The sequence below is a fragment of the Borrelia sp. HM genome (assembly GCF_019669085.1).
Lineage (GTDB): Bacteria > Spirochaetota > Spirochaetia > Borreliales > Borreliaceae > Borrelia.
The window spans coordinates 311,008-327,484 of record NZ_AP024401.1; the positions used below are offsets into that span (position 1 = coordinate 311,008).

Sequence of the window (16,477 nt, forward strand, 5' to 3'; positions counted from 1 at the left end):
CTATCCTTTATACATTACCATCCATGTTCTAATAAGCTTAGCAACATCTTCGGGTTTCTCTCTAGCTAAAAGCTCAACGTTATTTTGAAGTTCATCTTCTTCCTTAAGCCCACCAACAACATCATCAACACCAATATCATCACCATCTATTAACGACTGCTGTCGTCTTAAATGCGCCTGTCTTGCAAACTCTTCTTCCCTAATTCGCCTTCTCCTTTCAAGCTCTCTAGACACAATGAAAAATATTGTAAATATTAATATCAATAATGCAAATATTATACTTACTATAAAAATCAAAAATTTAAACTTTTCACTTGCAAAATAATATTCATCTATTTTTCTAAATTCATTCGCTCGATCAAAAGCAACATTCCTAACAATAATCGAATCACCCCTCTCTGGTCTATATTCAAAAGAACTCTGTAAAACATCTGTAATATTTTTTAAAGCTTCATCAGAAATAGGTTTATATTCCCTTTTACGCATGCCATTTTCTATAATAAAATTACCAGAGTCATCATAAACAAAATCCCAAACACCATCTATAAAAATACCAAGAGAAATTCCTGCAATTTTAGCAGGTTCCTTCTCATTTAAGGATTTCTTTTCATTAAGAGCAACATTCTTTATTTCTTGCAATTCATTTGACTTTCCAATAATATCACTTAAATCCCGATACTCAGGTGGAGTATTACCTTCCTGTCCAGGAGGCCCCCATGGACTAAAACCTTGCCCTTCATACTCCCTTTTATGTATCTGAGAAGAAATTAATGTAGAATCACTAACTTTTCTTGTATTATAAGAAACTTTTGGATCTTGGGGTTCAATCTCAATAGGAGCATACTCCTTAGATTCTGTGGTTTGACGCGAAGTATCAAGAGTCACATTAACTCTTGCAATCATGAATCTATCACCAGATAAAACTCTACTTAAAGCAGAATCAATATCATCTCTAAGCATAGACTCATACTTTAATTTAAGCTTTCTTTCTTTTTCAGCTAAATCAATCCTATCAATTCCACCTAAATTAGAAAAATCATTTAATATATTGCCTTTATTATCTACAATTGCAATATTATCTGATTCAAGACCTTCAATAGCATATTGAATCAACTTAACAAGCCCTTCAACTTTTTTACGATTAGTAACAATGTCAGAACCAGGTTTTGGAGTAATTCTAACAGAAGCTTTAACAGCTTCTTGTGATTCTTTAAAAAGAGCTTTCTCAGGCATAACTAAGTTAATGCTAACAGCATCAACATCATCAAGAGCAACAATATGCTGCTCAACAGCTCTTGTAATTGACCTTCTAAGATTAATATTCCTCTCAAAATCTGTAATGGTCCATCGATCAATATCGAAAAGATACCAAGGATCCATATGCATAGGAACAAGTTCTTCTCTTATAAGAACTGCCCTCATTCTTTTTGACACATTTTCATTACTTAAGTAAATTTTCCCATCAGCAGTAACAGTATATTGAACATTTTCTTTATCCAATCTCTGCATTATTCTATCCAATAAGTGTTGATCTTTAATACCAACACCAAAAAGAGCAATTCCCTGTTTTTTAGTAGATAATCCTACCAAGAAAATAAGCGCTAAAATCACGAATAAAACAATAAAACCAAAAGCCACTTTTTGAACTATACTGGCTTTTTTAAAAACCTTATTTACTGATGCAAAAAACTTAGTAATAAAATTGTTCAAACCAAATAGCTCCTTAACGAATATTAATTATATCTTGATAAGCCTTAATGCCTCTCTCAACAATAGCTTTTGTAATACTTAAATTCATATTAGCTTTTGCCATTGCTATTACAATATCATGAACATCAACATCATTAGGCTGTAAAATAGCTTGCTGTGATATTCTAGATACATTTAATTGACTATTATTTACATCAGACATTAAATTAAAAAATAAATCTTTAAAAGTCTGTGCCCTTTTTGAGTGCTCTACACCAAAACTAAAAGAACTCTTACCAAAATGCAAAGGATTTTTACTCACCAAATGAACATTATTGTCTGTAAAAAAAGAATCTATCTTCATTTTTCACAAGCCTCCTTAACTTTGTAGTATTGATAATGCACTCCTAAACATTGCCTTACTGCTATTAATCACAGTAGAATTTGCCTCATAAGCACGAGAAGCAGAAATCATATCTACCATTTCTTCAATTGCACTAACATTAGGCAATTCCACGTAACCTTCCCGATCACCATACTTTATTGCATCAGGATGTGTTGGATCATACTTTAATTTTAAAGGAGATTTGTCTTTCTCAATGCCAGCAACTCTTACACCTTGTCCAATTCCATTATCAAGATAATCAGGAACAAAAGGACCCTTCCAATATGGACTTATAACTCTTGGAGAAAAAATTATTCTCTGCCTTCTATAAGCACCACCATCAGAAGTCCTAGTAGTCTCTACATTTGCAATATTATTTGCAATAACATCTAGTCTTAATCTTTGAGCAGTCAAACCCGTTGAAGCAATATTAATACTTGAAAATAATCCCATATATATTCCTTGAGGTTATAACTTATTTTATTACAATATTCACACTTTTAAAATTATGAGCTTGAATATTTGTAAATAAACCATAAATCATTTGGTTCTGAACAAGATTTTTCATCTCAGAATCAATGTCAATATTATTACCGTTATTATTAATAGTAGATAGATGATCAAGCATCTTAAGCGGCTTAATATCTAAATAATTGAGCTCTTTAAATCCATCAAAATGCTTATCATTGTTCTTAATTAAAGATAAATTGCTTGCTTTTTCATTTAAAATTGCTTTTTCAAGCTCAGCCTCAAAAGAAACTCTACTTCTCTTAAAACTCGGAGTATCTACATTTGCAATATTATCAGCTATTACACTTTGTCTTAAGCTAAGAACATCCAAATATCTATGTACCAAATCAACCGATTTCTCAAAACTATTCAAGCTAATACCCTCTATACCACAAATTACTTTTTACTATATTATATAATAATTTAAGTCTTTTTGTTCGCTAATTTTTATTTTTTCATTAACATAGTCCAAATTTATTTCAATTTTCTTTAACTTACTACCAGGAGCTTCAAAAAAAAGATCAGTAAGAATTTTTTCCATAACCCCATGCAATCTTCTTGCTCCAAGGTTTTCACCTTCAAAATTCATATTAAAAGCAAGTTCAGCAATCCTATCAATTGCCTCTTCACTAAATGTTAAATTCAAATTATAAACTTTAAACATTGCAATGTATTGCTTTATCAAAGAATTTTTTGTGTTCTTCAAAATATTTTTAAAATCATCCACACTTAAACTTTTAAGCTCAACCTTAATTGGAAATCTACCCTGAAGCTCTGGTATTAGATCAGACGGTTTTGACAAATTAAAAGCACCTGCGGCAATGAATAATATATGAGAAGTATCCACTATTCCATATTTTGTATTAACCTTAGATCCCTCAACAATTGGCAAAATATCCCTTTGAACACCTTCTCTAGACACATCATTACCGGTTCTATTCTTAGTAACTATCTTGTCGATCTCATCAATAAAAACAATTCCCATATTCTCAACCCTTGATTTGGCAATCTCTACAATATTTTCATGATCAACTAATTTTTCAAGCTCCTCAGACATTATTATTTCTCTAGCTTTTTTTATTTTTAATTCTTTTCTCTTCTTTCTATCAAATATATTATTAATCAATCCTCCAATACTCATATCAATCTCTTCAAAATTACTACCAGAAAATATCTCTATAGTAGAAACGGGCATTTTCCCTGAAACATAAATATCAATAAGATTATCATCAATAGCACCACTTCTTAATTGTTTTCTAAATTTATCTCTTAATTTAGCACAAACCTTCTTTTCTTCCTCACTTGAATTATCATTCTCAGAACTCTCAGAAGCTTTCAAAAGCTTGTCAAGTATTTTTTCCTCAGCACGTTTACTAGCTTCTTCGCGAACAGAATCATACATTTCTTCCTTAACCATATTCACCGCAATACCCATCAAATCACGAATCATAGACTCAACATCACGACCTACATAACCCACCTCAGTATATTTTGTAGCTTCAACTTTAATAAAAGGAGCCTTAATAAATTTTGAAAGCCTTCTTGCAATCTCAGTTTTACCAACTCCAGTTGAACCAACCATAATAATATTTTTAGGCATTACATCATCTCTTATTTCCTTAGAAAGCTTAGACCTCATATATCTATTAACAAGAGCAATTGAAACCAATTTTTTAGCCTCAACTTGTCCTATTATATATTTATTTAACTCTTCAACAATATCTTTAGGAACTAAATTTTGATTTCCAACCTTATCCATCAACCAATCTCCTCAAGCACAATATTTGAGTTTGTATATATACAAACTCTTGCTGCCACCTTTAAAGATTTAAAAGCAATATCAACAGCACTTAATTTTTTATTTTCCATATAAGCAAGGGCAGCTGAATATGCATAATTTCCTCCGCTACCAATTGAAATTACATCTTCTTCAGGTTCAACAATATCTCCAGTACCTGAAATTAATAAAATATTATCAGAATCAGCAACAAGCATCATTGCTTCAAGTTTATGAAGTATTCTATCAGATCTCCAATCCTTTGCAAGCTCTACTGCAGCCCTTTTAATATCAATAATTCCATCTTCTCGTGCTTTAACCTTCTCCTCAAATTTCTCAAAAAGAGTAATGGCATCAGAAGTTGAACCTGCAAATCCTGCTAAAATTTTACCATTAATCAACTTTCTGATTTTTACAGCATTAGACTTTAAAACAGTATGTCCAAAAGTTACTTGCCCATCTGCTGCTACTACAGTCTTTCCTCCTCGTCTTATTGCAATAACAGTAGTTCCTTTAAAACTCATGATCCCCCCTATTTCGATATTTCATCTAGTAACTCATTAATAAGAATACTCGATACATCTTTACCCAAACAATAATCTACCGAGTAATCATTAATTCCAGGCTCATTATACTGAACATTTAGTATATTATAAAGTTCTGATATTGATTTTATCTCTTGTGCTCCAGAAGCATATAAATTTTTAGAACCATCACCAGAATAATCAATATTATAAACATAAATATCAAGACCTAAATCAAGCCCAAGTTCAGCAGTAATTAAAGCACCTGATTTCCTTGGTGCATAAGTCACCAAAACAGCATCTGAAAGACCAGCTATTATTCTATTCCTCTTTGCAAAAAAATAATTTTGTATCTTTTCATAAGGTAAAGTTTCAGTAAAAATTCCTCCACCATTTTCTAAAAGATGAGCAATGTATTTCCTATTTTGTTTTGGATAAACATTATCAATATCTGTTGCAATAACTGCATACGTTCTTTTTTTTTCACTAATTGCACCAAGATGTGCTGCAATATCAGCTCCTATTGCAAACCCAGATATTATTTCTACATTATTTTTAGCAAGATGAGAAGATAACTCTTTAATCTTATCAACTAAAGCTCTGCAAATTTGTCTTGAACCAACAACAGCCCAAGATAAAGAATTAGCGTTTGGAAGATTACCTTTATAATAAATAGCAAATGGAGGATCATAAATCCTCTTGAGCTTTAAAGGATAATCTTTAGCTTCAAGTATAACAACCTTTGCATTTGCTCTATTAATAATTTTTTGTTGTAACTCTACTAATTTTAAATCTGGAAGCTTATAATTTTGTTTAAAATCTTTAGACAAATAATTGGAAATATCTCTTAAGCTTAAACGACAAAGATCATTGAAATTAAAATTATTAAAAATTTTAAGCTTATCTTTACTCTTTAAAAACTTTAAATTATCAACATATAGCAATTTAAACATAAAAGCTACTTTAAATTATTCATTATCCTATTAATTCCCTCTATTTGTTCCTTATTTAAGGCTTTACTTTTTGCCTTCTTATAAAATAACAACGCATTAGTGAAATCCCCAAGGGAATAATAGTTTGCTCCCCGTAACATAAAAAATTCAAAACTATTCTCTCCCATAGACTCAAGCCTATTTAAATATCCTTTAGCTTCTAATTGCTTATCAAGATCATAGACATACATATTTGACAGAGAAAAAATAGATTCTTTAAAATCATTTTTAATAGAGATTGACTTTAAAAAAGAATTCTCAGCAAGAATAAAATACTCTTCAATCTTTTCCTTGGTTTTTATTCCCTTAGCTAAATTATAAGAAGAAATTCCTATATAAAAATGAGACAAATGATTGTCTGGACCCTGCTCTAAATTTTTATTAAAATATTCAATAGCAGCTCCATACTGACCTAGTTTAATAAACTCAAGTCCAATTAAACTAAAAAATCTAGCTTTTTTATCAACAGAATTTATTATTCTTAAAATATTTTGCTCTTCTTTTTCAATAAATTCCCTATAAATTTCTATTTTTTCTAATGAAGAACCACCAGCCACCTCTATTTCTCTTAGTCTAAGCCCAAGATTTGCTCTCTCTTTAGATTCATCACCACAAGATATAAGCAAACATAAAAATATTAACACCCATTGTTTCATTTAATTGTCGCTATTTTTCTTATTCAAATTTCTAAGAAATGTAGGGATATCAATATCATCTTCAAAATAATTAACATTTTTTGATTTTGCTATAAAATTATCATTACCTCCATAAACACCATCTGAAGTATCTTGACTGCCTGACATTAAACTATCAAATTCTTTTGAACTTAAAGTATTATTTTCAAACACTCCAGATAAATCTTTTTGTTTTTTAGAAGAAAAACCAGTAGCAACAACCGTAACATAAATTTCATCATCAAGATTTGAATTAATTGCATGTCCATATATTACGGTTGCCTCATCATCAACACTAGCAGTAATTATTCCCATAATCTCTTCAAGCTCAAGCAATGAAAAATCTTCTCCTCCAGTTATATTAACAAGAAGTCCCTTAGAACCTTCTATTCTAACTTCTTCTAGCAAGGGATTACTAATCGCAGAAGTAGCAGCATCAACTGCTCTATTTTCACCCTTACCATAACCAATACCCATTAAAGCATCACCTTGTCCTTGCATAATACTCTTAACATCAGCAAAATCAATATTAACTTCACCATGCTCAATAATAAGCCCTGCAATTCCTTGAACACCCATTCTTAAAACATCATCAGCTCTCTTGAAAGCATCTTTAATTGTAGTTCTTTTATCAACAACAGTTAAAAGTTTTTGATTTGGAATAATTATTAAAGTATCAACGGACTTCCTTAGATTATTTATTCCCTGTTCAGCAAGCCGCATCTTTTTAGGCCCTTCAAATTTAAAAGGTTTAGTAACAACTCCAACAGTTAAAATTCCAAGTTCCTTAGCCACTTGAGCAATAACAGGCGCAGCCCCTGTTCCAGTCCCTCCGCCCATTCCAGCAGTAATAAAAACCATATCAGCTCCTGCTAGATGATTCTTAATAACATCAATATCTTCTTCTGCTGCTGCTTGTCCAATTTCAGGCCTACCACCAGCACCAAGACCCGCAGTAACTTTGGCTCCAAGGGCAATTTTTATTGGAGCAATAGAAGTTTGAAGAGCCTGGAGATCAGTATTTGCCACAATAAATTCAACATCTCTTACTCCATATTCAATCATACGATTAACAGCATTACTACCACCACCCCCTGCACCAATTACCTTAAGAACCGTAGGATTTGTAGTAGCATCAAACCTCTTTGAATGACTATCAATAATGTTATAATCTTTCATTAAACTTCCTCCATGACTTGTCAAAACCACTCCTTCAAAAACCAACCTTTCAATTTTGAAGATATTTTACTTTGTCTCTTAGATTTATTATTTCCTTTCTTTAATTTATTGAATTTTTGCTGTTCATGCTTATACAGAACAAGCCCAAGAGCTGAGGAAAATTTAGGATCAATATACTCCTCTCCAACTCCATTAATATTCATCGGAAATCCTATCCTTGATGGATATCTAAATATTTCTTCTGTTAAATTAGCAATACCAGGAAACAAAGCTCCCCCACCAGTTAAAACAATTCCTCCATTAATTTTATTGTAAAGTCCTCTTTTTATTATTTCAGCTTTTATCATTTCAAAAATCTCACTTAATCTTGAATTAATTATTACAGCTAGCTCCTTTCGACTTTTTTCTTGAGGAGGCCTAGTACCAAGATTAGGAATAATAACACTCTCTATCTGGCTCTCAAGGGCAGAAATATGCGCAACACCGGCTGTTATCTTAATATTCTCAGCAACATCCTCAGGTACTTTCCAAACCTGAGCAATATCAAGAGTAACTCTATTAGCACCAATAGGAACTACTCCTGTATAATAAGGAGAGCCATCAATATAAAGAATTACGTCAGTGGTACCCTTACCCATGTCAACAAACAAAACACCCATTTCTCTCTCTTCTTTAGATAAAGTAGAATAAGATGATGCCAAACTTCCAAGCACAACTTCATCAACAGAAAATCCAGCACGATTGACGCATCTAACTAAATTTTGACTTGAAGAACTAGATCCTGTAATAATATGCACCTCACCTTCAAGACGAATTCCCATCATATCTATTGGATTTTTTATATGAGGAATCCCATCAACAATAAATTCCTGAGGAATCACATGTAAGATTTCTCTATCCATTGGAATTACAATTGCTTTAGCTGCTTCAATAACTCGCTCAACATCCTCATTACCAATTTCCCTTGTCTTAGAATTTATTGCGACAACTCCCCTAGAATTAGTACCCTCAACACTACTACCTGACATCGAGACAGACAACGTAGCAATATCACACCCAGAAACAAGTTCAGCAGCTTCAATAGCATTAGAAATTGAATCAAGTGCTGCTTCAATATTTATAAGCACTCCCTTCCGCACACCTCTTGATACACTAGTGCCTATTCCGACTATTTCTAACTGATTATTCAAGTTTACCTCAGCCACCACAGTACAAATCTTTGAAGTTCCAATATCCAATCCTACAATCAAATCTCTAGACACTAATCTTCTCCTAATAAAATGATATCACCACTTCTTAAATCAATAGTATCAGTTCTTCCCCTTAGCAAATTAGATATCATGAATACCTTATACATTACACTTATTAAATTCATATCCGATGTTATTAATACCTTATTATATATATTTTTTATATATAAAAAAATTTTGTAATCATAGAAATTCAACTTCAAAAAACTAATTTCTGATATTAAATTATACAAAGTATTTTGATTTATTTTAACATAGTTAAGGTTCTTTACAATAGTCAACATCCCATCCTCTAAAAAATCACCAACTTCATTGCCATTTAAATTTAACCCACTAATTATAGGCAGATCATAAATTAAATCCTTACATTTCTCCAAAATTACACCATCTGAAGAAATAAAATAGTAAATCAAACTTCCATCAATGTTCTCATAAGCAGTCGCAATAGGAATTCTTCTTTCAATATTAATGTTAATTGTATTGGGAAATTTAAGTTGTACCTTTGCATCCTTCACTCTTAAATCTCTCATAATATTTTTTTTATAAGTATCAACATCAGCATCATAATAATAAGTATTGGGTTTAATGCCTGAAATACTTAATATATCTTCCTTGGGAATATGAATATCATCATTAAAACTAATATATCTAATTAAAAAATAAGGTGAAATAAAAATAATAAAAATAATCTCAAGCAACATAATAGAAATTATTATATAAGTATATATGAGCAAAAACTTTCTATAAATTAACATGAATTCAAAATTAAATTACCACTTTAATAAAATTTCAAAATTATTTACTTTCAATATCTCTAGAAACATTTGCAATCAACCCAGCAAGTGCCATTGTAACAATAATAGAAGAACCACCTGAAGAAAAAAATGGCAAGTTAATACCTGTAGGAGGCAAAAGTCCAATTGCAATTAAAATATTCATAATGCTTTGAAGAAAAATTGTAAGACTTGAAATAAATGCAATAAAAAATCTAAATCTGGTTTTAGCCAAAATAGAAATAAAATACCCAAAATAAAAAAATAAAAAAAATAATATCATTGCAAAAAAAATACCCACAAATCCTAATTCTTCTCCAAGAACAGAAAAAATAAAATCAGAATTCGCCTCTGGAAGCCTGCCAAGTTTTATTTCCCCCATACCAAGACCTTTACCCATAAGACCACCACTCTTTAAAGCATTAAGTGATGCAATTATCTGATATCCCCTGCCTAAAGGATCTTCATAAGGATTTAAAAATGCAAAAATTCTAGCAACTCTATAAGGCTCAAATATTAAAAAAAGCATGGCAATGGGAATAAAAGTAAATAAAATAGCAAAAATATACCCAAATGATATATCAGAAACAAATAAAACAACAAAAAAAAGAATAGCAAAATAAATAGCTGTTGAATAATCATTTTGCAAAATTATTAAAAGCCAAAAAATACCAAAAATTAACATGGGCTTAAGCCAATAAGAAATTTTATTATCTGACTTCAATCTAAACTTACTTAAATAACTTGAAAAATAAATTGTAAAAGACACCTTAAAAATCTCTGAGGGCTGAATACTAATTCCTTTAATAAATATCCATCTTTGTGCACCAGAAATACTAGGAGAGAAAAAAGTTGCAAGAATCAATACAAAAGTTACAGCTATAACAATAGAAACAATTTTTCTTAAAAAATCTAAAGAAATTTTTTCAAAAACAAAAAATACAAGAAAACTAAAAAAAAGATATTTAAGACGCATTAAAAACAAAAAATTAGGGTCATCTGTAAGTTCTACACTTAAAAAAAATGAAGAAGTATAAAATATAATAAGGCCATAAGAAATAAGTGATAATAAAACAAGTAAATAATATTTTCTAAGGAAGCTCTTCTCCACCAACATAATGGTTAATCTCAATTTACCTAATCTTAAGAGTACTTAAGGCAATTATAGCAAATATAAAACCTATTATCCAAAATCTAATAACAACCTGCATTTCAGACCATCCAAGCTCTTCAAAATGATGATGCAGTGGGGCCATTCTAAATATTCTTTTCTTAGTCTTCTTATAAACTGCCACCTGAATAATTACAGACAAGGCCTCAACTACAAAAACTCCTGAAAGAATGGCAAAAAGAATCTCACTTTTTAAAACTAAAGCTACCATTCCAAGAATTGCACCAAGTGAAAGACTCCCAGTATCACCCATCATTATTTTAGCAGGATACGCATTAAACCACAAAAATCCAAAACCACCGCCAAGTAAAGCGCCAAGAAATACTACAAGCTCTTCAGAACCTTTAATATTTGGAATATTTAAATAAGATGCAAAATCAGCTCTACTTGTAAGATATGAAATTATTATTAGAGCACCTGTTACAACAATACTAAGCCCTATAGCAAGCCCATCAAGTCCATCTGTTAAATTAAAAGAGTTAGATGCAGATATTAAAACAAACATTCCAAATGGAATATAAAAAACTCCTAAATCTAACTTTAGAGATTTAAAAAATGGAAAATAAATTATACTGACATGATCGCCACCAAAATAATAAAGCATAGTAACAGAAACAAAAGAAAACAATATCTGTCCATAAACCTTGAAACGAGGATGAAGTCCATCTACATTCTTTCTCTTTATTTTCAGAAAATCATCCATAAATCCTAAAAATGCAAAACTAATCATGACAAAAAGTATAATTAAAAAGTAAATATTCCAAGGATTAATCCAAAAAAATAAAGAGACTAAAACACAAAAAAAAATAAGAATACCTCCCATAGTAGGAATACCCGTTTTTTCATTTAAATGACGCTTTGGCCCATCTTCCCTTAAAATTTGATCTAATTTTAATTTTTTAAGTCTTAGGATAATAAAGGGACCAAAAATTAAAGAAAGCAAAAATGCAAAAATAGTAGCATAAGCGGTTCTAAAAGTAATATATTTAAGCAATCTAAATCCTAAAAGATAAAACAATATACCCTCCAAACATTCGTGAATATTTAAATATAGTCAAGAACCCTTTCAAGCCTATTTGATCTTGACCCTTTAATAACAATAAAACACTGAATTTCCAAATTCTTATTAAAAAAACAATCAACAAAATCTTCAAAATTCTTAAAATAAAATAAATTATCAAAAGTCAAATTTTCAATTCTCTTTACTTCTTGAAATTCATCACCAATTAAAAACACTTCATCAAAATTCATCAAAACAGCTTCTTGAATTGCTGTTTTATGAACTTCATATGAAAATTTTCCAAGCTCTTTAAAAGAACCAAGAATAATAATTTTTTTAGTCTTAATTTTAAGATCTAAAATAATCTCTTTTAAAGCCATAAATGAACCTAAATTACAATTATAAGAATCATTTAAAATCAAATGGTCCTTTACCCTTAAAAGTTCTGCTCTACCTTTTGGAAAATCAACATGCATAAGACCCTTGTAGATCTCACCTTCGCTTAAACCAAGTAACAAAGCTAAATTAATGCAAGATATTGCATTGACAATGTTATGCCTACCTGGTAATAAAATAGAATAATCAAACCCTTTATAAGTAAAATGATAAGTAAACTTATCATTTGAAAATGAAAACGTCCCAATTGTAAGACTATGAAAATCAAAATAAAAAATATTAATATCTGGATTAACAGACTTGGCTATCTCCCCTAAATAAGAATTATAAGGACAAGAATCATTTAATATGACCATCTTAGTACTCTTAGTTATGATTTTAGCCTTTTCAGAAGCAACAATGTCTAAATCTTTAAAAGATTGCATATGTGCATAATTTATATTTGTAACAATAACAATCTCAGGATTTAATATTTCAGCCAGAAGACTCATCTCTCCAACATAGCTTATCCCTACTTCAAAAACAGAATACTCTTCATCTCCTTTAGTCCTTAAAATACTTAAAGGAAGCCCGATATCTGAATTTAAATTTCCCCAGGTTTTGCAAGTTTTATACCTCTTTGACAAGATACTATAAAGCATTTCTTTTGTCGTAGTTTTGCCATTACTACCAGTAATGGCTATTCTCTTAAAACTTGTTTTTTTAATAAAATGTTCTGCTAAACATTGAAGAAAAATGACAACATTACTAGTAAGCAAAAAAACTAAATTCTCATTTTTACGAAAATAATTAAAACATAAAGACTCATACTCATTAGAGCAAGCAAAACATTTAACTCCAAGACCAATTAAATCTTCAATAAAATCAAATCCATCTACCCTATCGCCCTTGTATGCAAAATAAAGACTAGTCTCACTATTTTTAGCATTTATTTCACGACTATCAAGAGAATAGAAAGATACAACCCTGTTAATACCAATAGAATTACCAATAAATTTAATATCTTGAAAAGCATTTAAAATATCTTTAATTTTTATATGCACCAAATACCCTCACAAATACTACCGTTTAATAATGTTTATATCCTTATTATCTTTCTTCTCTAAATCTAAATACTCTTGGCTAAGCTCTTCTATTCTATCAATACTTTGAAGCTCATATATTATGGTTAATAATCTAAGGTTTTCATCAATAATATTACCTTGTTCATAATTTAAATCATTAAATTCACGTAACTTAACAACATATCTAAAATTAAGATAAATATTTAGACATATTATAATTGTTAATACCAAAATTAATAAATAACACAATCTAACTTCAAGTATTCCTATCTTACTCATATAATTTTTTTATGGCCCTAAGTTTAGCACTTCTTGATGCATTGTTATATCTTTTCTCTTCAAAGCTTGCAATTACAGGTTTTTTAGTAAGGATATAATACTGGTCTTTATTTAAACCTTTAAAAAACTCTTTTACAATTTTATCTTCCAAGGAATGAAATGTAATAACAGCTAATATTCCATCCTTTGCTAAGCTTTCTATCCATAAAGGCAAGCTTCTTTTCAAACGAAAAAGCTCATCATTAACATAAATTCTTAATGCCTGAAAAGTTTTAGTTGCTGGATTTATTTTATACTTTATCCTAGTAGGATACGACGCGCTAATTATGCTTTGAAGTTCCTTTGAGGTTTGTATCTTTTTAACCTTTCTATATTCCAAAATAGACTTCACAATCCTTTTAGAATAATATTCACCACCCAACTCATAAATTAAATCTTCAAGTCTTTCTTTGCCAAAAGTATTAATAATTTCATAAGCACTCAAACCACTAACATCAGGATTAAGTCTCATATCTAACTTTTCATCTTTAATAAAAGAAAATCCCCTACCACTCATCTTATAATGAAACATAGAAATACCAAGATCGGATAAAATAAAATTTACTTTACTATTTAAAGGATATTCACTAAAAAAATCATCAAACCAAACATTAAAATATGAAACCCTTTCTTTAAATTCTTCAAGAAATTTCTGTGCCCTATTTAAAATAATATTATCTCTTTCAATACCAATCACACTTATGTCTTGATATTTTCTTAAAACAGCACTTGAATGACCGCCTTCTCCAAGAGTACAATCAACAAAAATAAATCCATCACTTATATACATGGAATCTACAAGATTAATAATTTCATCAAGAAGTACAGGAGTATGAAAAATCAAACTATCCATTAAGCGTAAACCTATAAATCAAGCTATTCTTAGCATCATAAACATCTCCATACTTTATTTTAATTTCGTTACGACCATTAGTAAACTCAAGATTATTTATCTCAATGCTGCCATTATCTCTTTTTATATTAAAAATATCTAATTGATAATCTTTATTCTCAGATATAACATATGCATTATTTTCTAAATATATACTCTGGAAATCAGCACGAAAAATACTCTTATTATTTAGAAATACCTCAAAATAGTAAATACCATTAAGAGATTTTGAATAACCAACATTATTTTTCGAAAAATTTAAAATAAGACTATAACTACCAAACTCTAAATCGAGATTCACATCGCCTTTTAACTCGAACTTTGTATTGTCCTTATCTTTTAAAAAGATATTACCTCCCAAAAAAGAAAAATTGCCATTTAAATTATTTCTACTCTTTATTACAAATAAAGGATTAACTATTTGCCCACTATATTGGTCAAAAACTACTATATCAAAAACCTTACTATCATCCTTTAAAAAAATTCTTCCAGCTTTATATATAAAATTACCAAAAAACTCTAAATTAAGACCCAAGTCTTTATCAAAAATGATCAAAATACTCCTATCATATTTACTAATCTTATTCTTAGAATACAAAATTTTATAATTATTTGAAAAAACAGAAAAATGTGTATCCCAAGCCCTTAACCTTACGCCAACTCCTAAAATACCATCTTTTAATTCTCCAAAATCACCTACTAAATCAAACTTCTCCCCTTTTTTAAATTCAAAAAACGAATATAAATTAGAACAACTAAATAAAAACAGAAAAGCAATTATCATTTACAACTACAGTCCTAAATATTTTAAATTACTATTATCATTAAAATATAAAATTCCTTCATTAAATTCAACATATGAATTTATTGTATCTCTAAAAAAAACATTATCAAACAATTCATAAGACTCTACAAAATAAGTCTTTATATTGATCATATTACTAAGCAAATCATAAAAATATATCCTATATACCCTAGACAAAGAATCATAATCGGCTTTTAAAACAGAATTTTTATTAGAAACCTTAAAAATTTTATCATTTTCAATATTAAGTATTAAAAATGAATCTAAAGTTTCAACAAAAACATTATAAAATCTATCAACTTTAAAAAAAGGATTAAAATCCTTAATATTTAAATTATCCAAATATAAAATCTGATTATACCCATCCTCTAAATTAATTACTTCTAAAGAATATTTCTCATCCTCTCTTAAAATGCACAAATACTTATTATCTAAGCTTAATTTAACAGATATAACTGGCAAGCCAATACCAAGCAAATCACTACTATAAATCATTACGTCATGTTTATATACATAAATCTTACCATCAGAAAGTCCCAAAGCCAAAACACCATTATTATAATCAATACTTAATATTGAAGCTATAAATTTAAGAGAAAAAAGCTTTTTTTCATCCTCTTTTCTTCTCTCCATCTTATAAACTTCCAAAACTTTATATAAATTATTTAAAGCAAAAATAGCATCATCCTTTGTAAAAACAAAATCTTTATATTTTAAATCAAATAAAAAGTTATCTGTTTTCTTAGAAAATACAGAATAACTATCTTTAAATTTCTTAAGAACATAGTAATAATCTGAAAAACTTACTAAACGATCACTTATAACAGAATAATAATATTTATCAGAATCTAAACTTAAAATTTGATCTTGCATAAAAACATTATTATTTGAAATAACACTGACTAAAGTATCAGCACGCTTGAAATGATTAAACTTATAAAAAGTTGAAATATTAATCTTGTATTTTAAGATAGAGTTAATTAATATAAGAAACATTAAAAAAAGAAAAGAACAGAGTAACTTGATTTTTCTAAATCTAGTTACTCTTTTTTTATGAAGATTCAAAATTATTCATACC

At 29.3% G+C, this 16,477-nt stretch carries 18 protein-coding genes; all 18 read right to left on the reverse strand.

Features of this window, described 5'->3' with window-relative positions; all coding sequences use genetic code 11:
• The 18 genes from fliF to K5563_RS01555 are packed head-to-tail and all read right to left on the reverse strand — an operon-like array spanning position 1 to position 16,395.
• Positions 1–1,710, reverse strand: coding sequence for a flagellar basal-body MS-ring/collar protein FliF (gene fliF, locus K5563_RS01470; protein WP_221037240.1), 1,710 nt, complete (start codon positions 1,708–1,710; stop codon positions 1–3).
• Positions 1,711–1,723: 13 nt separating this feature from the next.
• Positions 1,724–2,053 carry a flagellar hook-basal body complex protein FliE gene (gene fliE / locus K5563_RS01475; RefSeq protein WP_221037241.1) on the reverse strand — a complete coding sequence of 110 codons (330 nt, stop codon included), beginning with the start codon at positions 2,051–2,053 and terminating at the stop codon, positions 1,724–1,726.
• A gap of 15 nt (positions 2,054–2,068) precedes the next feature.
• Positions 2,069–2,527 (reverse strand): flagellar basal body rod protein FlgC, encoded by a 459-nt coding sequence (flgC, locus tag K5563_RS01480; RefSeq protein ID WP_221037242.1) that lies wholly within the window; start codon positions 2,525–2,527, stop codon positions 2,069–2,071.
• A gap of 22 nt (positions 2,528–2,549) precedes the next feature.
• On the reverse strand, positions 2,550–2,957 hold the full coding sequence (gene flgB / locus K5563_RS01485; RefSeq protein WP_221037243.1) for a flagellar basal body rod protein FlgB: 408 nt from the start codon (positions 2,955–2,957) through the stop codon (positions 2,550–2,552).
• Positions 2,958–2,990: 33 nt separating this feature from the next.
• Positions 2,991–4,343: an HslU--HslV peptidase ATPase subunit gene (gene hslU, locus K5563_RS01490; protein ID WP_221037244.1), complete on the reverse strand. Its 1,353-nt coding sequence runs from the start codon at positions 4,341–4,343 to the stop codon at positions 2,991–2,993.
• The gene (gene hslV, locus K5563_RS01495; RefSeq protein WP_221037245.1) at positions 4,343–4,885 is read right to left on the reverse strand and encodes an ATP-dependent protease subunit HslV; all 543 of its coding nucleotides are present in this window, start codon (positions 4,883–4,885) and stop codon (positions 4,343–4,345) included. Before hslV ends, hslU begins: the two co-directional genes overlap by 1 nt.
• Positions 4,886–4,893: 8 nt before the next feature.
• Positions 4,894–5,838, reverse strand: a complete 945-nt coding sequence (dprA, locus tag K5563_RS01500) for a DNA-processing protein DprA (protein ID WP_221037246.1) — start codon at positions 5,836–5,838, stop codon at positions 4,894–4,896.
• A gap of 5 nt (positions 5,839–5,843) precedes the next feature.
• Entirely contained in the window at positions 5,844–6,533 is a 690-nt protein-coding gene (locus tag K5563_RS01505) for a hypothetical protein (protein ID WP_221037247.1), read from the reverse strand.
• Positions 6,534–7,730, reverse strand: coding sequence for a cell division protein FtsZ (ftsZ, locus tag K5563_RS01510; RefSeq protein WP_221037745.1), 1,197 nt, complete (start codon positions 7,728–7,730; stop codon positions 6,534–6,536). It lies immediately after the preceding gene.
• Between the two features lie 20 nt (positions 7,731–7,750).
• The gene (gene ftsA, locus K5563_RS01515; protein ID WP_221037248.1) at positions 7,751–8,992 is read right to left on the reverse strand and encodes a cell division protein FtsA; all 1,242 of its coding nucleotides are present in this window, start codon (positions 8,990–8,992) and stop codon (positions 7,751–7,753) included.
• Positions 8,992–9,735: an FtsQ-type POTRA domain-containing protein gene (locus K5563_RS01520; protein ID WP_221037249.1), complete on the reverse strand. Its 744-nt coding sequence runs from the start codon at positions 9,733–9,735 to the stop codon at positions 8,992–8,994. Before K5563_RS01520 ends, ftsA begins: the two co-directional genes overlap by 1 nt.
• A gap of 40 nt (positions 9,736–9,775) precedes the next feature.
• Positions 9,776–10,870, reverse strand: coding sequence for a putative lipid II flippase FtsW (ftsW, locus tag K5563_RS01525; protein ID WP_221037250.1), 1,095 nt, complete (start codon positions 10,868–10,870; stop codon positions 9,776–9,778).
• Positions 10,871–10,886: 16 nt separating this feature from the next.
• Positions 10,887–11,942, reverse strand: coding sequence for a phospho-N-acetylmuramoyl-pentapeptide-transferase (gene mraY, locus K5563_RS01530; protein ID WP_221037251.1), 1,056 nt, complete (start codon positions 11,940–11,942; stop codon positions 10,887–10,889).
• Between the two features lie 26 nt (positions 11,943–11,968).
• Positions 11,969–13,363: a UDP-N-acetylmuramoyl-tripeptide--D-alanyl-D-alanine ligase gene (gene murF / locus K5563_RS01535; protein ID WP_221037252.1), complete on the reverse strand. Its 1,395-nt coding sequence runs from the start codon at positions 13,361–13,363 to the stop codon at positions 11,969–11,971.
• An 18-nt stretch (positions 13,364–13,381) separates the two neighbouring features.
• A complete protein-coding gene (locus K5563_RS01540; protein ID WP_221037253.1) occupies positions 13,382–13,663 on the reverse strand; it encodes a hypothetical protein in 282 nt (93 codons plus the stop codon).
• Positions 13,656–14,555, reverse strand: a complete 900-nt coding sequence (gene rsmH / locus K5563_RS01545; RefSeq protein ID WP_221037254.1) for a 16S rRNA (cytosine(1402)-N(4))-methyltransferase RsmH — start codon at positions 14,553–14,555, stop codon at positions 13,656–13,658. Before rsmH ends, K5563_RS01540 begins: the two co-directional genes overlap by 8 nt.
• A complete protein-coding gene (locus K5563_RS01550) occupies positions 14,548–15,378 on the reverse strand; it encodes a hypothetical protein (protein WP_221037255.1) in 831 nt (276 codons plus the stop codon). The genes rsmH and K5563_RS01550 overlap by 8 nt, the downstream gene beginning before the upstream one ends.
• Before the next feature lie 6 nt (positions 15,379–15,384).
• Entirely contained in the window at positions 15,385–16,395 is a 1,011-nt protein-coding gene (locus K5563_RS01555; RefSeq protein ID WP_255571069.1) for a hypothetical protein, read from the reverse strand.
• Positions 16,396–16,477: the final 82 nt, after the last annotated feature.